General features: G+C 60.9%; 20 protein-coding genes, 1 tRNA gene and 2 pseudogenes. 9 read left to right on the forward strand and 14 right to left on the reverse strand.

Annotation, left to right across the window (positions count from 1 at the left end; all coding sequences use genetic code 11):
* Positions 1-30 precede the first annotated feature (30 nt).
* The 4 genes and pseudogenes from V1293_RS05775 to V1293_RS05790 all read right to left on the reverse strand — a co-directional run bounded on the left by V1293_RS05775 (position 31) and on the right by V1293_RS05790 (position 5,527).
* Positions 31-1,842, reverse strand: a complete 1,812-nt coding sequence (locus V1293_RS05775; RefSeq protein ID WP_334507469.1) for a carbamoyltransferase family protein — start codon at positions 1,840-1,842, stop codon at positions 31-33.
* A gap of 738 nt (positions 1,843-2,580) precedes the next feature.
* Positions 2,581-3,588 (reverse strand): amidohydrolase family protein, encoded by a 1,008-nt coding sequence (locus V1293_RS05780; RefSeq protein WP_334516632.1) that lies wholly within the window; start codon positions 3,586-3,588, stop codon positions 2,581-2,583.
* A gap of 129 nt (positions 3,589-3,717) precedes the next feature.
* Positions 3,718-4,495 (reverse strand): annotated as a pseudogene (locus V1293_RS05785) (cyclase family protein).
* A gap of 48 nt (positions 4,496-4,543) precedes the next feature.
* Positions 4,544-5,527, reverse strand: coding sequence for a fumarylacetoacetate hydrolase family protein (locus V1293_RS05790; RefSeq protein ID WP_334507471.1), 984 nt, complete (start codon positions 5,525-5,527; stop codon positions 4,544-4,546).
* An 86-nt stretch (positions 5,528-5,613) separates the two neighbouring features.
* Between V1293_RS05790 and V1293_RS05795 the strand changes: the two genes are divergently transcribed.
* Genes V1293_RS05795 through V1293_RS05815 form a run of 5 tightly spaced genes read left to right on the forward strand, consistent with a single transcriptional unit; the run spans position 5,614 to position 9,580 of the window.
* Positions 5,614-6,537, forward strand: coding sequence for an ABC transporter substrate-binding protein (locus tag V1293_RS05795; protein ID WP_334507472.1), 924 nt, complete (start codon positions 5,614-5,616; stop codon positions 6,535-6,537).
* A gap of 11 nt (positions 6,538-6,548) precedes the next feature.
* Positions 6,549-7,247: a GntR family transcriptional regulator gene (locus V1293_RS05800; protein ID WP_334507473.1), complete on the forward strand. Its 699-nt coding sequence runs from the start codon at positions 6,549-6,551 to the stop codon at positions 7,245-7,247.
* A 4-nt stretch (positions 7,248-7,251) separates the two neighbouring features.
* Entirely contained in the window at positions 7,252-8,055 is an 804-nt protein-coding gene (locus V1293_RS05805; RefSeq protein ID WP_334507474.1) for an ABC transporter ATP-binding protein, read from the forward strand.
* Positions 8,052-8,816 carry an ABC transporter permease gene (locus tag V1293_RS05810; RefSeq protein ID WP_334507475.1) on the forward strand — a complete coding sequence of 255 codons (765 nt, stop codon included), beginning with the start codon at positions 8,052-8,054 and terminating at the stop codon, positions 8,814-8,816. Before V1293_RS05805 ends, V1293_RS05810 begins: the two co-directional genes overlap by 4 nt.
* A complete protein-coding gene (locus V1293_RS05815; RefSeq protein ID WP_334507477.1) occupies positions 8,813-9,580 on the forward strand; it encodes an ABC transporter permease in 768 nt (255 codons plus the stop codon). The genes V1293_RS05810 and V1293_RS05815 overlap by 4 nt, the downstream gene beginning before the upstream one ends.
* Positions 9,581-9,588: 8 nt before the next feature.
* On the opposite strand, the gene V1293_RS05820 is transcribed toward V1293_RS05815, so the two are convergent.
* The 3 genes from V1293_RS05820 to V1293_RS05830 all read right to left on the reverse strand — a co-directional run bounded on the left by V1293_RS05820 (position 9,589) and on the right by V1293_RS05830 (position 10,817).
* The gene (locus V1293_RS05820) at positions 9,589-9,801 is read right to left on the reverse strand and encodes a hypothetical protein (protein WP_334507479.1); all 213 of its coding nucleotides are present in this window, start codon (positions 9,799-9,801) and stop codon (positions 9,589-9,591) included.
* Positions 9,802-9,924: 123 nt separating this feature from the next.
* Complete coding sequence (locus V1293_RS05825; RefSeq protein ID WP_334507481.1) at positions 9,925-10,149, reverse strand: hypothetical protein; 225 nt, start codon at positions 10,147-10,149, stop codon at positions 9,925-9,927.
* A 71-nt stretch (positions 10,150-10,220) separates the two neighbouring features.
* Positions 10,221-10,817 (reverse strand): CAP domain-containing protein, encoded by a 597-nt coding sequence (locus V1293_RS05830; RefSeq protein ID WP_334507483.1) that lies wholly within the window; start codon positions 10,815-10,817, stop codon positions 10,221-10,223.
* A 36-nt stretch (positions 10,818-10,853) separates the two neighbouring features.
* Between V1293_RS05830 and V1293_RS05835 the strand changes: the two genes are divergently transcribed.
* A complete protein-coding gene (locus V1293_RS05835) occupies positions 10,854-11,852 on the forward strand; it encodes an IS110 family transposase (RefSeq protein WP_334507484.1) in 999 nt (332 codons plus the stop codon).
* A gap of 86 nt (positions 11,853-11,938) precedes the next feature.
* On the opposite strand, the gene V1293_RS05840 is transcribed toward V1293_RS05835, so the two are convergent.
* The 3 genes and pseudogenes from V1293_RS05840 to V1293_RS05850 all read right to left on the reverse strand — a co-directional run bounded on the left by V1293_RS05840 (position 11,939) and on the right by V1293_RS05850 (position 13,153).
* Positions 11,939-12,304 carry a hypothetical protein gene (locus tag V1293_RS05840; protein WP_334507486.1) on the reverse strand — a complete coding sequence of 122 codons (366 nt, stop codon included), beginning with the start codon at positions 12,302-12,304 and terminating at the stop codon, positions 11,939-11,941.
* A 102-nt stretch (positions 12,305-12,406) separates the two neighbouring features.
* A pseudogene (locus tag V1293_RS05845) lies at positions 12,407-12,496 on the reverse strand (IS5/IS1182 family transposase); the annotation flags it as partial.
* 123 nt (positions 12,497-12,619) lie between these two features.
* Positions 12,620-13,153, reverse strand: coding sequence for a methyltransferase family protein (locus tag V1293_RS05850; protein WP_334507488.1), 534 nt, complete (start codon positions 13,151-13,153; stop codon positions 12,620-12,622).
* A 457-nt stretch (positions 13,154-13,610) separates the two neighbouring features.
* Between V1293_RS05850 and V1293_RS05855 the strand changes: the two genes are divergently transcribed.
* Together V1293_RS05855 and V1293_RS05860 are read left to right on the forward strand one after the other, a co-directional pair.
* Positions 13,611-14,393, forward strand: a complete 783-nt coding sequence (locus V1293_RS05855; RefSeq protein WP_334507489.1) for a helix-turn-helix domain-containing protein — start codon at positions 13,611-13,613, stop codon at positions 14,391-14,393.
* Positions 14,368-15,906 (forward strand): GNAT family N-acetyltransferase, encoded by a 1,539-nt coding sequence (locus V1293_RS05860; RefSeq protein WP_334507492.1) that lies wholly within the window; start codon positions 14,368-14,370, stop codon positions 15,904-15,906. The genes V1293_RS05855 and V1293_RS05860 overlap by 26 nt, the downstream gene beginning before the upstream one ends.
* Before the next feature lie 40 nt (positions 15,907-15,946).
* Here the strand turns inward: V1293_RS05860 and V1293_RS05865 are convergent, their stop codons facing one another.
* Positions 15,947-16,213, reverse strand: coding sequence for a helix-turn-helix domain-containing protein (locus tag V1293_RS05865; RefSeq protein WP_334507494.1), 267 nt, complete (start codon positions 16,211-16,213; stop codon positions 15,947-15,949).
* A 190-nt stretch (positions 16,214-16,403) separates the two neighbouring features.
* Here V1293_RS05865 and V1293_RS05870 point away from each other — a divergent pair, with 190 nt between their 5' ends.
* Positions 16,404-16,655: a helix-turn-helix transcriptional regulator gene (locus V1293_RS05870; protein WP_334507496.1), complete on the forward strand. Its 252-nt coding sequence runs from the start codon at positions 16,404-16,406 to the stop codon at positions 16,653-16,655.
* Positions 16,656-16,731: 76 nt separating this feature from the next.
* On the opposite strand, the gene V1293_RS05875 is transcribed toward V1293_RS05870, so the two are convergent.
* The 3 genes from V1293_RS05875 to V1293_RS05885 all read right to left on the reverse strand — a co-directional run bounded on the left by V1293_RS05875 (position 16,732) and on the right by V1293_RS05885 (position 18,162).
* Positions 16,732-16,808: transfer RNA gene (locus V1293_RS05875), tRNA-Pro, on the reverse strand.
* Positions 16,809-16,870: 62 nt separating this feature from the next.
* Positions 16,871-17,320: a DUF192 domain-containing protein gene (locus tag V1293_RS05880; protein ID WP_334516633.1), complete on the reverse strand. Its 450-nt coding sequence runs from the start codon at positions 17,318-17,320 to the stop codon at positions 16,871-16,873.
* Positions 17,321-17,496: 176 nt separating this feature from the next.
* A complete protein-coding gene (locus V1293_RS05885) occupies positions 17,497-18,162 on the reverse strand; it encodes a cold-shock protein (RefSeq protein WP_108519489.1) in 666 nt (221 codons plus the stop codon).
* Between the last annotated feature and the right edge of the window lie 37 nt (positions 18,163-18,199).

Raw genomic sequence — 18,199 nt, forward strand, 5'->3', positions numbered from 1 at the left:
CGGCTCACGGCTGGTCTCGGGCAACAGGGTTCAGGCCGGTTGCGCGGTCGAGGCCACCAGCGTCCGCACATCGGTGTAGATATTGACCAGCGGCGCGACCACCTTGTGCATGGCGGCCTTCGAGACGATCGTGTCGTGGATGACGAGATGATCGACGCCCGTGGTCAGAAAGCAGTTCACGGCATCCTGCGGCGTTTCCACGATCGGCTCGCCCTTGATGTTGAATGAGGTGTTGATCAGCACGGGAACGCCGGTCAGCGCCTCGAATTCCTTCAGCAGCCGGTAAAGCATCGGGTTGGTCGCTTCGCGCACGGTCTGAACGCGCGCGGTGCCGTCGACATGCACGATCGCCGGGATTTTGTCCCGCCATTCGGGGCGGACCGGCTTCGCAATCAGCATGAAGGGCGAATCCTCCTCGCCCTCGAATATTTCCTTCATGCGCTCAGCCAGCACGATCGGCGCGAACGGGCGGAACGCCTGCCGGTGCTTGACGCGGCTGTTCAGGATGTCCTTCATCTCGGGCTTGCGCGGATCCGCAATCAGGCTGCGGTTGCCGAGCGCGCGCGGTCCAAATTCGGACCGGTCCTGAAACCAGCCGATCACCTTCTGCTCGGCGAGCAGCTTGGCGGTGTCGCGGCAGACATTGTCGCTGCGTTTCGCCTCGACCTGGATCCGCACCAGAAATTTCTGCAATTCCTTGGCGGCGTCCTGATCGCTGTAGCGCCTGCCGACGTAGGAATGGTCCATCACGAAGGACCGGCGTTGCTTCAGAATTTCGAGCCAGCCGTAATAGGCGCAGCCGATCGCAATCCCGTCATCGCCCGCCGCGGGCTGGATCCAGACGTTATCGAATCCGGCTTCGCGGGCGACCCGCCCGTTCGCGACGCAGTTCAGCGCGACGCCGCCGGCCATGCAGAGGTTCTTCGCGCCGGTGGTTTCGCGCAGCCAGCGGGCGCGGGCAAGCAGCACGTTTTCGGTGTCGTCCTGCGTGCGCCAGGCCAGATCCTCCCAGTGCCGCATCGCGGGGCTCTTTTCCCAGTTGCTGCCGGGTTCGAACACGTACGGCTGCTTGAAGTCGGCGGTCCAGTGCGGCACGTGCAGCTTGCCGTCGTGCAGTTCGAGCAAATGCTTGACCTGATCGCGGCGGCCATAGGGCGCCAGCCCCATCAGCTCGCCGCATTTGTTCCAGTCGCCGAAAATGTAGGTGGAGGCGCGGCTGTAGAGCGCGCCGAGCCCGGGCATGGTGTAGAACTCGTCGCTGAGGAAACCGCGGTCCGGCTCCATCCAGACCTTCTTCAGACACTCCAGCTTCGTGCCGCTGAATGTGTAATAGCTCTCCGACTCCCGCGCGAGTGGCGTAGCAACATCGGTGGCGGGAAAGGGCTCCATCACGTCGGAGCGATAGCTGCCGACGCCGTCGACGATCATCACGACGCCATCCTCGAACGGCGACACCGCGAACGCGCTGTAGGCGTGCGCCAGATGGTGGGAGATCGTGACCACCTTTTCCTGCCGCGACAGATACAGCGGGTGCTTGGCGGCGTCGCCGCGTTCGAATTCCGGGAGAAAGCCCGGAGCGTCGAAATAGACCAGCCGCTCCTCCATTTCCTGGACCGGCAGGATGTAGCAATTGCGCACGACCAGATCGACGTCGTCGAGCGTAATGCCTTCGGCTTCGAGGCAATAGTCGATCACTTCCTTGTAGAAGCCTGACGCGTGCTTGGCCCGCGTGATCCGCTCCTTGGCGATCGCAAAGGCGATGGCGCCGTCGCGCAACAGGCAGGCGCTGACATCATGGTCATAGGTGTTCAGGCCAAGGACATAAGTGTGTTTTTTGGGCATGGGGACTCGTTAAGGCGAGGTGGTCTTATGCTGAAAAAATGGAAATCGTGTCGAGATCAAGTTGCCGGCGTGGCCTTGCCGTAGCTTCTCTCGAAATTCTGCAGCGCACAATCATCGGCGTTCAGCATGCATTCAGGAAGATGAACGGCGCAACGCAAAAACCCTCGACAAACCGGCTGTAACTTGACCTTACCTGCCCTTCTTAATAAAGTCCCGAAAGCCCGAAAGAACCTTAGTAAAAATATTATCTTAGCGCATCTGAACCGAAAGCTGTCTCGCGCGTCTAAGTGAGACAGTGCCGAAGTCCAGGTGTTTCGGAAGTGACCGGGAGATCCTCGAATGGCTAAACGCTACAACGTCCTGACTCGCTGCCTCGCAGCGTTGGCTTTGTTCTTCGTCTACTTCGTCAGCACGTCTGTTGTCCTGGTAGGCGCGACGACCTCGCCGGCACAGGCATACCGAGGCGGCAGAGGCTTTTATGGCGGCCGTGGTTATGGTCGAGGCTATGGCAGAGGCTGGGGCCGCGGTCGCGGCTATGGCTTCTATGGCGGCCCCGTTGTCGTCGCCCCGGGTCCGCGCTGCTGGTGGACCCCCTATGGCGTTCGCCGCTGCCGCTGGTGACATAGGCTTGATCGCCGTCGCATAACGCGGCAGCAAACACGAACCAGGCGTGCCGGGCGACCGGCGCGCCTTTTTCTTTTGGGTCAATTGATTCTGCCTTGGGCTAGCTGGCTTGGGTTAGCTGGCCAGGCGCGGGATCAGCTTGAGCGCATTGCCGCGCTCGATCGCCGCGACCTGTTCTTCCGTAAACACACCCGCCTCGCGCAAGCCCTTCACGTGATCGATGCCGGTCCGGTACGGGAAATCCGTTCCGAACACCATCTGCGACGGCGGAATGATCGCCGCCAGCGCCGACATCGCGCCGCGGTTGGAGGTCTGCGCGGTGTCGTAGAAGAACCGCTTGAGTTCGGTGAGCGTGCCGTCAGGCACCGTCTCCTTGGCCTTCGGCACCAGCAGCGGATGGCGGACGAAGCGCTCGATCAGGAACGGCATCGTCCCGCCGGCGTGCGAGAAGATCCAGCGGATGTCGGGAAACCGCCGTGCATTGCCGGAGAAAACGATGTCGGCGATGGTGCGCGTCGTGTCTGTGCCGAACTCGATCATGACGGGCGGCTGCGTCGGCGCCAGGTTCACGCAGCAATTGGCCGCGGTCGGATGGGTGTAGACCAGCGCCTTGCGGCGGTTGAGTTCCTCCATGACAGGCAGGAATAGCGGATCGCCAAGCCACTTGTCGCCATAGCTCGTCATCAAGGCGATGCCGTCGGCCTTGAGCGTATCGAGCGCATAGGTCAGTTCACGCAGGCTGCCTTCGGCGTCGATGAGCGGCAGCATGGCGAAATTGCCAAACCGTCCGGGATAATCCGCAACCAGTTTTGCGCCATACTCATTCGACTCGCGGCAGAGCTTTCGCGCCGCATCGCCCTTGGTGAAATTGACCGCGGGCGTGGTGACGGAAAGCATCGCAGTGGCGATGCCGGCCTTGTCCATGTCGGCCAGCGATTTCTCGATGCTCCAGTTCTTCATCAAGGGATCGCCAAAACCGCTGTCGTTCGACGCGGTCACGTAGGTCGGCGGCGATAGATGATGGTGGACGTCAATCCGGAACGGCTTTGTGTCGGCGCTTTGTGCCGTTGCCCGGCTGCTACCTGCCGCCGTCGTCAACGCCAACGCGCCGGCACCGAGCATGAAGCCGCGCCGGCTTGGGTTGGAGAGCGACGGACTTGACTGGCCACAGCAGAAGCACCCCCGCAGCGAGGGCGTACGCAAATCCGTCATTCGTTCTCTCCCCGTTTGTTTGTTGTTGTCGCATAGCCTTCAGCCGTCGAGAATGGCGACCGCCGCGGGTCCAGCCTGCGGATGCCCGCTCGATCTTCACCGGAAAGCACGACACCATGAATCCGGTCGACGGCAATTGCTCGAGATTGTGCAGCTTCTCGATGTGGCAATAGCCGATGTGGCGGCCGGCCTTGTGGCCTTCCCAGATCAGGCTGGCATCCCCAGTCTCGGCGTATTTCTTCGCCGTGTAGACGAACGGCGCATCCCAACTCCAGCCGTCGATGCCGGTCAGCCGCACGCCGCGCTCCAGCAGATACATCGTCGCCTCGTAGCCCATGCCGCAGCCCGACGTGACGTAATCGGGCCTTCCGTACTTGACGCCGGCGCTGGTGTTGACCACGACGATTTCCAGTGGCGACAGCGTATGCCCGATGCGCTTCAGTTCTGCCTCGACATCCTTGGCGGTCGCAACATAGCCGTCCGGAAGATGCCGGAAGTCGAGCTTCACGCCCGGCTGAAAACACCATTCCAGCGGCACCTCGTCGATGGTCCAGGCGCGCTCGCCGCGATTCATGGTGGGATGGAAGTGCCAGGGCGCATCCAGGTGGGTGCCGTTGTGGGTGGAGAGCGATACCTGCTCCACCGCCCAGCCCTGGCCATCAGGCAGATCTTCCGCCTTCAGCCCGTCGAAGAACTGCAGCATCCGCGGCAGCCCCTGCTGGTGATCGATATACTGGATGGTCGGGTGATTTCCCGGCGGATCGGCCGGCACGTCGTTTTGCAGGGGAACGGAGATATCGATCAACTTGCGCGCCATGGCGTTTCCTCGCTGGTGTTCTTGTTTTGCCGACCTGTGCGGAAGCGGCTACTGCCGCTCTACCCGGTTCTTCAACGTGCCGATCTTTTCGACTTCGAGTTCGATGGTATCGCCGTGCTCGAGATACCAGCCGAGTTCGAGCCCGCAGCCGTTGCCGACAGTGCCGGATCCGATGAACTCGCCGGGCATCAGGGTCTCGTCCTTGCTGACATGGGCGATGATCTCCTCGAACGAGAATAGCATGCCTTCGGTCATGCCCTGCGAGCGCATCTTGCCGTTGACGCGTGCTTCCATCTTCAATTTGTAGGGATCGCCAATCTCGTCCGGCGTGACGATCCACGGCCCCATCACATTGCCGCCGTCGAAACTCTTGCCTTTCGCCGGGCCCAGCCGCCCCTCCATCTCGATGCGCTGGGCGTCGCGCGCGGAAAAGTCGTTGAAGATGGTATAGCCGAAGATGTGATCCCTGGCCTTGGCGGCGGTGACGTTGGCGCCCTTGTTTTTGGTGATGACGCCGAATTCGAGTTCGTAATCCATCACCTGGCTGTAGCGCGGCCATTTCACCGTGGTGTTGGTGCCTCGCACGCTGAAGCGGTTGGTGATGTAGTAGATCGGTTGCTTGCGATAGACCTCCGGCAATTCGCCGAGCGGTTCGGCCTCGATCCGCGCCAGCTCCGCCATGTCGTTCTTGGCGCGCGCGGCAAGCTTGAGCTGCCCGCGCGGGGCTTGCAGGATGTGCAGCGGAAACGACATGCCGTCCCGCATCTGCCGCGGCTCCGGGACCGGCGCGAGGATCTCGGCTGTCTCGGTCTTTGCCGACAACGTCTCGTCCTTGCCGTGCTTGTCGAACACCTTGGCCGCCTGTTCGAGTGCGCCCTCGCCGGCGTCGATCAATGCCAGCATCGATGCGAAGGCCGGATTGGCGCTTCCGCTTCGGTTGGCGGCGGCTGCGAGATCGAACAGAAGGGTATCGCCCGTATGCACGATTCCGATCTTTTCCTGTCCGCCGGATTTGAATGTCGCGAGTTTCACTGGATCACCCCTTGTTTTCCGATGAAATATATGATCAAAAAAAATATCGATAAACAAGACAGAAAAATGTGAGTGGGGAAAACACCGTGAAAAAGGCTCTTGCCGCCCTTGCGGTCAGCGTGGCGCTGACCGGCACCGCTTTTGCCCAGGCCAAGATCCAGGTCGGCTGCACGGCGACCTCGGACTGCGCTTCCGCGATGGTGGCGATCGACGAAGGCATCTTCAAAAAGCACGGGCTTGAGGTCGAGATGACGCCTGTTGGCATCAACTCGAATATCCCGGCGGCGATCCTGTCGAATTCGATCCAGATCGGCGGACCGACCTCGACCGTGTTCCTGCAAGCGGCCGACGGCGGCCTCGATCTCGTTGCAATTGCCGGTGCAACCGTGATGAGCCCGGTGTCCAACGGCAACATCACCGCCTTCGTCCGCAACGGCATCACCATCAAGGAGCCGAAGGATTTCGTCGGCAAGAAAGTCGGCGCGCCCGGGCTGAACGCCTTCCTGCACGTGCTGTTCGTGAAATGGCTGGTGGAGAAAGGCGTCGATCCCAAGAGCGTCAATTTCGTCGAAGTCACCTTCCCGACCATGGCCGACATCATCAAATCAGGCGGCGTCGACGCCGTACTGACGGCCGAGCCGTTCGTGACTCGCATGACCAATGCCGGATTGGGCTCGGTCGGCGCGCGCTATGCCGTCGAACTGGCGCGCACCGATCCCATCATCTTCTATGCGGCGTCGCGCGAATGGGCGGAAAAGAATACCGCGGCGATCAAGAAATTCCGCGATGCGCTCGCCGAATCCGCCGTCATCGTCAACAACGACCGCGAGAAGGCGTCGACCTCGATTTCAAAATTCACCAAGCAGCCGATCGAACTGGTCAAGGCGACGCCACCGAACCGCTCCGAGCCGGTGCTGAAGCCTGAGCAACTCGCCTGGTGGATCGAAGTGATGTCGACGCAAAAGATGCTGCAATCCAAGCTCGATACTTCGAAGCTGGTCTTGAAGTAGAGGGTTTCGCGATGCCGGCCTCCGAGCGCCAACCGAACCGACCGGTGACCGAGGCCGCCACGCTGACCGAGCGCGCGGCCATGCTGGTCGAGCAGGATATCCTGGCCGGTCATCTGGCGCCGGGATCGCGGCTTGGCATTGTGGATCTCGTGCAGCGCTACGAGATCGGCGCCACGCCATTACGCGAAGGCCTGTCGCGGCTGATGTCGCGCGGGCTGATCGTCGGCACCGGACAGCGCGGCTTTCGCGTGGCTGACATCAGCCGCGAGGACCTGCTCGACATCACCACCATGCGCACCGCGATCGAGGTCGAGGCCATCAGGCTCGCCATCGTCAATGGCGACGATGCCTGGGAGGCGGGCATCGTCAGTGCGCTGCACCAGATGCGCCGCCACATCGAGCGCACCGGCGATGAATTCCGCGAGGGTGCGGAGGATTTCGACCGGCTGCACAAGGGCTTTCATACCGCGTTGCTTGCCGCCTGCGGCTCAAAGCGCCTGCTCGCGGCCCATTCCGATCTCTACGACCAGGCGTACCGATATCGCCGCGTGATGATGCGCTCCTTCGACAGCGGCAAGAAATTCGTGCGCGCGCATCAATTGCTGGCCGATCGGGTCATCGGACGCGACGTTCAGGGGTCGCAAGCGATGCTATCGGCGCATCTGCGCTCGACCATGGACTTCGTCTATCCCTCAGGCAGCGAGAGCTGACATCATGGCAAGCGCCGCAAAACGCCTCGAAGCCGTATCCGGCGCTGTTGCGCCGCAGATTGCGTTTGACGGGGTCACGCTCGTACTCGGCGGCAAGACCATCATCGAAAATCTGAACCTTGGCGTGCGGCCCGGCGAATTCCTCTGCATCGTCGGCGCCTCCGGCTGCGGCAAGACCACAGCGCTGCGTCTGGCGGCGGGGCTCTACCAGCCGACCGGCGGCAAGGTGAATTTCGACGGCCAGCCGATCCGCGAGCCGCGCCGCGAGATCGCGATCGTGTTCCAGGATTACGGCAAGGCACTGCTGCCGTGGCGCACCGCGTCGGGCAACGTTTCGCTGGCGCTGGAAGCGGGCGGCATGCCGTCGGCCGAGCGCCCTGCCCGCGTCGAGGAGTTATTGCGCACCGTCGGCCTCCCCGGCCACGCCGGCAAATATCCGTCCGAGATGTCAGGCGGCATGCAGCAACGCCTGCAGATCGCCCGCTGCCTGGCGCAGGAGCCGAAGACGCTTCTAATGGACGAGCCGTTCGGCGCGCTGGATGCGATGACACGGCAGGGTTTACAGGACGAGGTGCTGTCGCTGGTGGCGGCCAGCGGCGCCACCGTGATCTTCGTGACCCACGACCTCGACGAGGCGATCTATCTCGGCGACCGCATCATCGGCCTGTTGCCGCATCCGGGACGGATCGGCATCGAACTGACCGTCAACCTGCCGCGCCCGCGCGATCAATTGTCGACCCGCGAGCATCCGGAATTCCTGCGGCTGCGGCGGCAATTGTTCGACTTCATCAAGGCGACCGAGCAGTGACGGCCAATTCCGCCAAGGCGCTGGCGCTGCCGCTCGCCTTGCTGGTCACGTTCGAAGTGTGGGCGCGCGCCACTCATCTGCAGAGCGACAGCCTTGCGCCGCCGAGCGAGATTGTCATGGCGCTCTTTGGCGCCTTCGCCGATCTCTCGATCCTGGCGGCCACGCGCGACACGCTGTTTTCGGCCTTTGCCGGGCTCGCGATCGGCACGATCATCGGCCTTGCGCTCGGCATTGCCTTCGGAATTTCGGATACGCTCAACCGGCTGATGGAAGTCACGGTCGAGGCGATCAGGCCGATCCCCTCGATTGCGCTGCTGCCGATCGCACTGATTGCGCTTGGTTTCGGCTACCGCATGGAAATCGTAATCGTGGCGTTCGCCTGCGTCTGGCCGATTCTGATCCTGTCGCGCGCCGCCGTGCGCAGCATCGAGCCGCGGCTGATGGAGGTGGCGCGGGCGTTACGCTTGGCCCCGGCGCAGCGGGTCTGGAAGATCATCATCCCGGCCGCGCTGCCGCGGATCTTCGTCGCCTTTCGGCTGTCGGCCGGCATTGCCCTGATCGTCGCCGTGACGGTCGAAATCGCCATCAACCCGCTCGGCCTCGGCGCCGGCATCATGCTGGCGCAGCAGGCGCTGCGTCCCGACCTGATGCTGGCCTATCTGGTCTGGATCGGCATCATCGGCTACGCGCTGAACATCCTCCTGACCGTGGCCCAACAGCGCCTGTTCGGCCGCGCCGCGTTGAGCGGAGACGGCCAATGAAGCGGGCTGCCATCATCTGGCGGGTGGCGAGTTTTGCGGTCGCAGCCGGCTTCATTGCGCTCTGGCAATTGATCGCCAGTTTGAAACTGGTTTCGCCGGTATTCCTGCCGGGGCCTGATAGGGCCTGGGCCGCGCTGGTGCGCGGATTTTCCTCCGGCGATCTCTGGAGCAAGCTCGCGGGCACGCTCGAACACATGGCCTGTGGCTGGCTCGCCGCCTCCATTGCCGGCATCGCGATCGGCGCGATCATCGGATCGTCGCGCACGATGCGGACCTATGTCGCACCCTCACTGGAGTTTTTACGGCCGCTGCCGGTCTCGGCGATCATTCCGGTTGCGATCGCCATGCTTGGATTGACGCAGGCGATGGCGCTGTTCGTGATCGCCTTCGGCGCGATCTGGCCGATCATGCTGGCGACCATCCATGGGTTTGCGGCGGTCGAGCCCCGGCTCTACGAGGTGGCGCGATCGCTGCAGATGTCGCGCCTCGCCGTGATCTCAAAGATCGCGCTGCCCTCCGCCAGCCCCGACATTCTCGCCGGCATGCGCCTCAGCCTGACAGTGGCGCTGATTCTCTCGGTGGTCTGCGAAATCCTGGCCGGCCTCGACGGGCTCGGCCACTGGGTGCTGCTCTCGGCCCGCGCGTTCCGCTCGGCCGACCTGTTCGCCGGCGTCATCCTGCTTGGCGTCACCGGCTACGTGACGTCGGTGGCGATGTCGCTTGCCGAGCATCGGCTGTTGGCGTGGCAGGCTTCGCAGCGGTGAGGTAACCGCTACGGCTGCGAAGCATTCTCCGACATGCGTTCCGGCATCCGTTCAAGCCAGGCCGAGCTCTTCTTTGTCCTGACCGCATCCCTGCGAACGTGGCCCATCCAACGCCAGGCGGCCTTGAGGCTGAAGGTGACCAGCACCTCGTGGTGCCGCATCCCCTTGCCGCCCTTGACCAGCCCGAGATCGCGGATGACGCAGTACGTCCCGCTGCTCATGCGGGCGAACTTCGCACCTTGAAAATGATTGCGCACACGCGACAACATGCGTGCAGCATGCACCACGCGTCGATTCCGTCAATCTTGACGACCGCCGAATCGACCTCGCAGCGTGCGAAGCCGTCAAAGCGTTGCGTTGTTGCCGCGCTCGCCGATGCGATACACCTGACCGGTTGGAACTCGCACGCGGCTCAACACCTCGCGGCGATCGCTCATCCGCGTGCTCGATGGCTCGTGCTGCGCAAAGCATTCAAGAATCTGGATACGGATTTCCTCCGCGAGCGGACCCTCGACCCGGCGCATGCGATTCCAGAGGCGGATGATCTCCCGTTGCTTCTCGACGTCCATTGGTCACCTCCGAAGAACGACCAAAGAGAACATACCGAGAACAATATTGCAAGCCCACTAAGTTGCAACGTCTACAAACAAAGGCTGAGAATCTTCAGTCGGCAACTCTCAGTCGCGCGCGCTTTAGGCCTTGCGGCGGTTGCCTGCTTTGAATCCTTCGGCGAACTCTTTGGCGAACCCTTCGGCTTCTTGGGACGCTCATAGTCGCCTGCGATCACCATGGCCCAATACATGCGGCCGGTCTTCGCGCTTTTCACGCTGGCTACACCGACGCGCGTGGCGCCGGGCAGCAGCAGGTTTTTTCGGTGCCCTGACGAATTGATCCACTGGTCGAGGGTTTTGGGAAAGCCGTCATAGCCGTACGCAATGTTCTCCGCGGCTCGGCCGGCCCCCGCCGGGCTGACACGCGAATTGAATCGGCCGAGGACATCGTGATCCAGTTGGTCCTTTGCCGCCATCGCCTGGGCTTGATCGTGTGCAATCCGTGTGAGAGCAGCATCCAGGGTTACGCGCTTCTTGTGTCCGCAAAATCTGCCAGAATATGCGAACGGGCGGCTCAGACCAACCGCCCGTCGCTGGATCTGAGCCCGTTCGCGCTCAAAGGCCTTGAGAGCCTGTCGGGGAGCGAGGGACAGATCCGGTGTCTTCCTCAACCCGAACAGTTGCATGGGCTGCGAGCCCGAACCGAGCAAGGAAGGGAGTGGATGATGGCACAAAATGAGGTCGTTGTCGTCGGTGTTGATGTGGCCAAGGACAAGGTGGATGCATGCATTCGCTCGCTGTCTCAACGGCAGACGTTCCCGAGCACCGCAGAGGGGCGGCACGCATTGATCCGCTGGCTTCGCAAACACAAGGTCGGCAAGGCAGCCATGGAGGCTTCCGGCGGTTATGAGCAGGACTGGGCCAAGGCGCTGCGCGAGGCCCGCATCGAAGTCCGGATCGTTGACCCGAAGCGGGTGCGCAGCTTCGCCCGCTCGGCCGGACGCCTCGCCAAGAACGATCCGATCGATGCGGAGATGATCGCCTGGTTCGCCGAGACCTTCACCGACGCGCCGGGCCAGGCCTTCGACGCGGCACGCGAGAGGCTGGTCAAGATCGTCAATGCGCGCCAGGGACTGCTCGATCTGCAGACCAGCTTGAAAAACAGTGGCGAGCATTCTGTGCCGGACGTCGTGCAGAAAATGCAGGCGCGGCTCTTGAAGAAGATTGCCGTCGAAGTCGCCAAGCTCGAGACCGCGATCTCCGCCATGGTCAAAGCGACGGCGCATTTTGCCGAGCTCGCCGAGATCATCGAGAGCGTGCCGGGACTTGGTAAGATCACGTCCGCCGGACTGATCGCGACGATGCCGGAACTGGGCCAGGTGAACGACAATATCGCCGCGGCCTTGCTGGGGGTAGCACCTTACGATGACGATAGCGGCCAACGGCGGGGCAACCGCCACATCAAGGGCGGGCGCCGCAAGGCCCGCAACCTCTTCTACATGCCTTGCATGGGAGCTGCGACCCAGCACAACCCCGTGCTCAAGGCGTTCTATGATCGCCTGATCGCCAAGGGAAAGGAGCCGAAGGTTGCGCTCACCGCCTGTATGCGCAAGCTCATCGTCATCCTCAACACCATGATCGCGCGACGCCAAAAATGGGACGCCAACCGTTACAAACCGAGCGACCCCGCTCGGCTTCCGCCGAGCGCATGCCCAGCCTAACGACCGGTGAGCGGACGGGGTCAAGGCCGTCAGCCGCCGGAGGCGGTGGCGCGTAGCGCCAGCCTTGAGCCCGGCCGATCACAGGTCTACGTGTAAAAACACAGTTGCTCCCCGTGCTTGAGCCGAAAATCAGAAATCATCTGCGCGGGATTGGCCGCGGCCGTTCGGCTCAGGACTGTGGTGGCAAGACAAAGCGCCAGCCCCAGCAAAAGAGCCTGCCGCGCCAAAATGGCTGTCTTCCTGCCCGTCACAAGTATTCCCCTGCCCCTTCCCAATTGAGACCGCTGGCAAGATTCAATCCGAAAAATACGCAGCAAGTCATTGAAATTATTGGTCGGGGCAACAGGATTCGAACCTGTGACCTGCAGTACCCAAACCAATTGCATTTGCATTCTATCGGTGATGCTGACACGCGCTGCAAGGGTTAAGTGCCTGAAATTTAAGAGTTCCACCTCGTCAGCTCATTCGCTCGAATGCAAACAGTGTCACGATTTAGGTGCCCCCGGGCACCTAAGTTCTGGGGGACGATCGCGCTAGGGTCCAGACTCAATTGACTAAAGCCAGAATGCCACGGCGGCAACGAGGCACAGGGCTGAGAAGTAGTTCCGAGCGAGTTTGTCGTAGCGCGTTGCGATGCGCCTGAAACCAACCGCCTCGCCAATGGGGAGATGTTCTTTTCCGAGGGCCGTTAGCGTGCCTGCTCGCGGCGCCGGTGAAGCGTCCGAGACCGGTCGCGAGCAGCGGCTCGCACAACCGCGGGCCACCGATCATTTCGACCGCCATGGGGTCATCCGCGGTATCCAGCGCGGGACGGCGGCGCGGAACGCCTCGTACTCTCTCCCAAACGTCCGCTCGAGCGTGGGTTCTTCGTACGCCACGACGAAGACGTGGAAGGCGAGCCAGAGCAGCGCGCCGTAGACGATGAGGCGCCAATCGCCCATCAGCACCGCTTGACCCAGGATGATGGCAACGACCGCGATGTATATTGGATTACGCACATAACGGTAGAGACCGGTCACCACGAGATTCCGGGTCGGCGCGATGGGCGCGGGGGTGCCGAGACCCTGCAGCGCGAAACGCGCAAATGCGTCAACGAGCCCAGGCACGCCTGCGAGAATCATTATCGCGCCGATGCCGCGCGTCAGCTCCAGACCAAGGAACGGCGGCCGGAGTTGCCAACCCGTGATCGACCATGGAACGAGCCCCGCCAGCGTACATGGGGCGACCACGAAGAAAACCGCCGAGCCCAGGACGGCAATGGTTCGTTGCACAGCGGTTCCCGACACTCGCTGCGAGCTCATTCCAACCTCCCCTTCATGGTTTCCCGTCTAGAGCAGTCGGCATACGGAAGACGGATGCTGGCCTGATTGTAGGGGAGACGTTCAAAAATCCAAGGCATCCGGCCCCATCTTATAACCGCTGTATTGCGCGCACTCAGGGTATTGCGCCTCCCACGCGCCGCCTCGTCTCTTGTTCAGCAGCCACCCTTCTTCCCTAAGGTTGGAGGGGATCAACCGCACTTCGTCCCAAGACGCGCCTTTCCGTCTTCGACGACCGCTTGATGCTCGCAGACGTCACAAGCGAAGAAATGTGACCGACCTTCCTTCCAAACGGGCATCGTCGCTTCCTCGACGGCTTTCGACCAGACAAACTGCCATGACATAAACCGATACCGGCCAAACTGGGCCGAAAGAAACGATTGCTTCAGACGATCATTCCAATATGACTTCGAAGTCATATACTTCTGAGTCGCACTCTATGCAGGCTTCCTTCCGCATGTCCCTTGACCATTTCAAATCCATCGACTCCGTCGGGCTGCGGCTTCGCCACCTTCGCGAGTTAGTCGGCCTTACTCAGCTTGATGTTGCGGAACGCCTAAAAGTCGGGCAAACCGTCATATCTAGGATTGAGAAGCGATCCGATCTGCTCCTCTCGACAATCCGATCCTACCTGATCGCGATTGGCGGCTCATTGGATATGCGCGCAGTCTTGGAGACGGGCGCGATCGTTCAACTTGATGCAATCGCGTCGAAACTGAGCGAAGCCGATCCGTCATCAGACCAGCAGCTGACCTTGCCCGGTTTCCCAGCTCCGTCCGAGGCACCGAATAGAGACGTAGTTTTTAGCATCCACCCCGAACATGCAGACAAAATCTTGAAAGGCGAAAAGACAGTTGAGTTACGGCGTCGATTTGCGGAGGAGTTTGAGCCCGGCGGATTGGCCATGATCTATACGACCAGCCCCGTGAAGGCCCTGACTGGCGTGGCCAAAATCCTCGACGTAGAACGACTCAAACTCCCAACGCTCTGGAAGGAGCACAAGGAGAAGTTTTGCGTTCAGAAAAACGATTTCGACAGCTACTTTGCTGGACTTGAACGCGGCTACGCGATCCATTTGAACGAAGCGCAGCCGTTGCCACGTCCGATTTATCTCGACGAGTTAAGAGTTCGATGCGGCTTCGCTCCCCCTCAATCATTCCAGTACGCATCAGCCTCGCTCCGCGGTCTGGTGAGTTATGAGCGGGCACAAGGTCCTAATTGATACCAACGTCATCATTGAGCTTGAGGACCACAAAGAGGTCTCGCCTATCTTTGCGCGTTTTCTCCAGCTGTGTGCGCAGCATGGAGTCAGGGTATTCGTCCACGAGCGAGCCCTCGCTGACATAGAGCGCGACAAAAACGCCGAACGTCGCGCTGTCACCCGAAGCAAGATAAAGAAATTCGAGTTGTTGAGCGGGATCAAAACTCCTCCTCAAGACGAGCTTGTTGCGCGGTACGGCACAATCAATAAAGAGAACGACGAGGTCGACGTCGCCCTGTTGTACGCGCTCGAACTGGGCGCAGTCGATTTCCTTGTCTCTCAGGATCAGGGCATACACAGCAGGGCGCGCAGGAGAGAGCCCGGCCTAGCGGATCGCGTCCTAGTCGTCGCGGACGCACTGCAGTGGCTTGAAACCACTTTCGAAGCCCTCCCCGTGCGATTGCCTTTGATTGAAGAGGTGCCTGCACATGCGATCGCCCCCGACGACGACATTTTCGAAAGCCTCCGTGAGGGCTACCCCGATTTTGACGGCTGGTGGAAAACCAAATGTGTCGGCGAACACCGTCCGTGTTGGGTTGTCACGATCAACAACGAATTAGCCGGATTGATCGTTCGCAAGACCGAAACTCACGATCAGGCAAAAACAAAATTCGCCGGTAACAGGATTCTCAAGATTTGTACGTTCAAGGTCAAACCTCAATTCAGAGGTGAGAAGCTAGGCGAACTTCTGCTCAAACAGGCTCTTTGGTTCGCGCAGAAAAATCAGTTCGACCTCGTTTATGTGACGACGTTTGAAAACCAGACCTCCCTGATCAGCGTCTTGGAATATTTCGGTTTCGAGAACACGGGCGCCAACGCGCGCGGTGAGCTTGTGTTCGAAAAGCCGCTTCCGCGCACCATCTTGAACGCGGCAGAGGGAGAGGACCTGTTCGATCTCGCGGGCAAAAACTATCCAAGATTTGTCGCGCGTCCACCTGCAGAAGCCTTCTGCATCCCGATACAGGGCCAATACCACGACACTCTCTTTCCCGAACTTGCGATGCCTGATCAGCCGGACTTCTTCGGTACGGCGGGGTCGGTCGGGGGAGCACGGACACCCGGCAACACGATCCGAAAGGTCTACCTCTGCCGTGCAAAATCGCAGGCAGTCGGACCGGGATCGATAATCCTGTTCTACCGATCAAATTCCCCTGGCTATCGGATTTCTCAATGCATCACGAGCGTAGGGATCGTAGAGCGCGTATCCCACGCCGAGTCTGTAGAGGACCTCGTCAGGCTCACGGCGAAGCGATCCGCATACACAACGGAGCAACTCTCGGCGATTGCAGATGCAAGCAGCACTCCCGTGAAAGTCATAGATTTCTTGCTAATGGGTCATTTCGAGCCCGCTATTCCGTTCGAGGAGCTACTAGCAACCCGCGTTCTAAGAGGCCCGCCTCAGTCGATTACGCGGCTGGATGAGGAACGCTTTGCGAAAGTGCGCGAGCGCATGAACTTTGGGTTTGATGTCTGACAAAACAACGGGGCACGCCAGGTTGTTTCTCTATGGTTGCTTACTTCGACTTGGCGCGTCGGCCACCTGAAAGAGGCTTCGGAGGTCTTTCACCCCGAGAGGGCACTCGAAAAAATTCCGAAATCGGGATTGAAAGCGCCTCTGCAAGCCTATCGAGCACAGACACGGTCGGATTTTCGATCCCGCGCTCCAAGCTGCTCACATAAGTGCGATCTACCTGGGCATCCACGGCAAGCTTTTCTTGTGAAAGCCCGCGATCGACGCGATGCCTCCGCAAATTCCAAGCAACGAGTCGCCGCCCATCCATGAAGAGAAGCGAACATTTGGCTGTTTATAAAACCACGGTCCATAGTCGACATATTTCTTTGGATAGACTTCACTGTTTTGTGGCTGCGTCGATTCTCAGCCCGCGTTTCCGGCAAGAAGCCGGGTTCACTCGCGACCGTTCTTGGCTGCCGTCGAGAGCCCTAAATCGGTTGCGCAATTAGGAAACTGGGATGAACGAACCAGAACCGGATACCGCGCCGGGCGTGAGGCAAATGGTGTCGATCAGTGAGGTCTTGAAACGGCTGCCCGTGAGCCGAGCCACGCTGCACCGGATGGTCAAAGAGAAACGTTTTCCACAGGCGCATGAACTGTCGCCTATGCGGGTGGGCTTCTTCCTAGACGAGGTGATCGCTTGGCAAGACGCCCTCGTCCAAAAGCGAAATCAGCCAACAGAGGAGACACTCACGACAGGTCAAACCTAGAAAAAGGTGCCCGAGAGGTGCCCCGAATACTGCCGTGCGAAAAACAGGACTGTAAGTGATTGTAAATAAAGGGTTTTGGTCGGGGCAGCTGGATTCGAACCAACGACCTGCAGTACCCAAAACTGCCGCGCTACCAGGCTGCGCTATACCCCGATCTGTGCTGGGAATGCGTCGATACACGCTTAAACCGCGGCCATCAAGGCGATCTGAAGGGCTCAGCGCTTATTGAAGAGCGGGTGCGCCACCCGGTCGCCGGGTTGAATTCCATACTTTTGCGCTGTGCCCGCGATCACTTCGAGCACACCCTTGGCCAATCCCCCCGAGGAGATGATTTTGGTGGAAAGCGGCTCAGTATTTTCGGCGATGCGCAGGATGCGGCCGTCGGCGCGGATGAAGATCATGTCGAGCGAGATGTAGGTGTTCTTCATCCACATCGAAATCTGCTGCTCCGGCGAGAAATCGAACAGCATGCCTTTGCCATCGGGCAGTTCCTTCCGGTACATCAGCCCCGTCGTCTTCTCCTCCTCCGTCGTCGCCATCTCGACCGAGAACACCTGCACGCCCGATTTGGTGACGATTTCGAGCGGCTGAACGCTCGCCGCCCGCGCGGGCGGATTGGCGTAGACGAAGACGAACATGGCGGATGCCGCGGCCAGCGACCTCATCAGTCGACCGCCGATCCGAAGCCGCGCAACCATCAAAGCGAAATTCATCAAAGCACTCATGCCGGATATCTGGGAATTGCCTGGGAACCCTAACCCGACGATTGCGGCAAATGCCAGAGGACGCCACGCGGGTGCGCGGCGTCCGGCTCACGTTTCCGTCAGCAGCGCGGCAAGAATTAGTGCGACGACAACGCCGACGGGCCGGTCTCGGGATGGATCTCGGCCGCCATCATGCCCTTGGACCCGGGCCCGAAGCGCACCAGCACATACTGGCCGGGCCGCAGCTCGGTCATGCCGAAGCGGCGCAGCGTTTCCATGTGGACGAAAATGTCAGGCGTGCCCTCGCCGCAGGTCAGGAAGCCGAAACCGCGCAGCCGGTTGAACCATTTGACCTGGGCCCGCTCCAGCCCGCTGGTCGGCGTGACGCTGACATGGGTGCGGGGGGGAAGCATCTGCGCCGGATGGATCGCGGTGGACTCGTCCATCGAGACGATCCGGAACGCCTGATAGCCCTTGGCGCGCTGCACGCATTCGACCACCAGCCGCGCGCCTTCATAGGCGGTCTGATAGCCGTCGCGCCTGAGCACGGTGACATGCAGCAGCACATCGGGCCAGCCATTGTCCGGAACGATGAAGCCATAACCCTTGGAAGCGTCAAACCATTTGATGACGCCGGATATTTCGACAAGGTTGGCCGCGGCATCGCCGAGCCCCGACAACGCATCCACCGCCGGATCGCGCTGCGCGCCGGTTGTGTATTCACCTGGTCCAAGTCTGTTTTGCCCCGTCCCGCCTGACGGTGGCCCCCCGAGCTTCTTGGACCCAAATTCGTCCGACCCCATGACCCCGGACCTCACACTTCAAAATCGGTCCACTGTC

It is taken from the genome of Bradyrhizobium sp. AZCC 1693 (assembly GCF_036924745.1).
Taxonomy (GTDB): Bacteria; Pseudomonadota; Alphaproteobacteria; order Rhizobiales; family Xanthobacteraceae; genus Bradyrhizobium.

Excerpts from the sequence above, each read along its gene's own strand:
- V1293_RS05805 (WP_334507474.1), top strand. The coding sequence starts at position 7,252 with ATGGCAAGCGCCGCAAAACGCCTCGAAGCCGTATCCGGCGCTGTTGCG.
- V1293_RS05860 (WP_334507492.1), top strand. The coding sequence starts at position 14,368 with ATGAGCGGGCACAAGGTCCTAATTGATACCAACGTCATCATTGAGCTT.
- V1293_RS05850 (WP_334507488.1), bottom strand. The coding sequence starts at position 13,153 with ATGAGCTCGCAGCGAGTGTCGGGAACCGCTGTGCAACGAACCATTGCC.
- V1293_RS05870 (WP_334507496.1), top strand. The coding sequence starts at position 16,404 with ATGAACGAACCAGAACCGGATACCGCGCCGGGCGTGAGGCAAATGGTG.
- V1293_RS05825 (WP_334507481.1), bottom strand. The coding sequence starts at position 10,149 with ATGGACGTCGAGAAGCAACGGGAGATCATCCGCCTCTGGAATCGCATG.
- V1293_RS05865 (WP_334507494.1), bottom strand. The coding sequence starts at position 16,213 with ATGGATGGGCGGCGACTCGTTGCTTGGAATTTGCGGAGGCATCGCGTC.
- V1293_RS05835 (WP_334507484.1), top strand. The coding sequence starts at position 10,854 with ATGATGGCACAAAATGAGGTCGTTGTCGTCGGTGTTGATGTGGCCAAG.
- V1293_RS05880 (WP_334516633.1), bottom strand. The coding sequence starts at position 17,320 with ATGAGGTCGCTGGCCGCGGCATCCGCCATGTTCGTCTTCGTCTACGCC.
- V1293_RS05800 (WP_334507473.1), top strand. The coding sequence starts at position 6,549 with ATGCCGGCCTCCGAGCGCCAACCGAACCGACCGGTGACCGAGGCCGCC.
- V1293_RS05775 (WP_334507469.1), bottom strand. The coding sequence starts at position 1,842 with ATGCCCAAAAAACACACTTATGTCCTTGGCCTGAACACCTATGACCAT.
- V1293_RS05820 (WP_334507479.1), bottom strand. The coding sequence starts at position 9,801 with ATGAGCAGCGGGACGTACTGCGTCATCCGCGATCTCGGGCTGGTCAAG.
- V1293_RS05830 (WP_334507483.1), bottom strand. The coding sequence starts at position 10,817 with ATGCAACTGTTCGGGTTGAGGAAGACACCGGATCTGTCCCTCGCTCCC.
- V1293_RS05885 (WP_108519489.1), bottom strand. The coding sequence starts at position 18,162 with ATGGGGTCGGACGAATTTGGGTCCAAGAAGCTCGGGGGGCCACCGTCA.
- V1293_RS05780 (WP_334516632.1), bottom strand. The coding sequence starts at position 3,588 with ATGCTCGGTGCCGGCGCGTTGGCGTTGACGACGGCGGCAGGTAGCAGC.
- V1293_RS05815 (WP_334507477.1), top strand. The coding sequence starts at position 8,813 with ATGAAGCGGGCTGCCATCATCTGGCGGGTGGCGAGTTTTGCGGTCGCA.
- V1293_RS05855 (WP_334507489.1), top strand. The coding sequence starts at position 13,611 with ATGCAGGCTTCCTTCCGCATGTCCCTTGACCATTTCAAATCCATCGAC.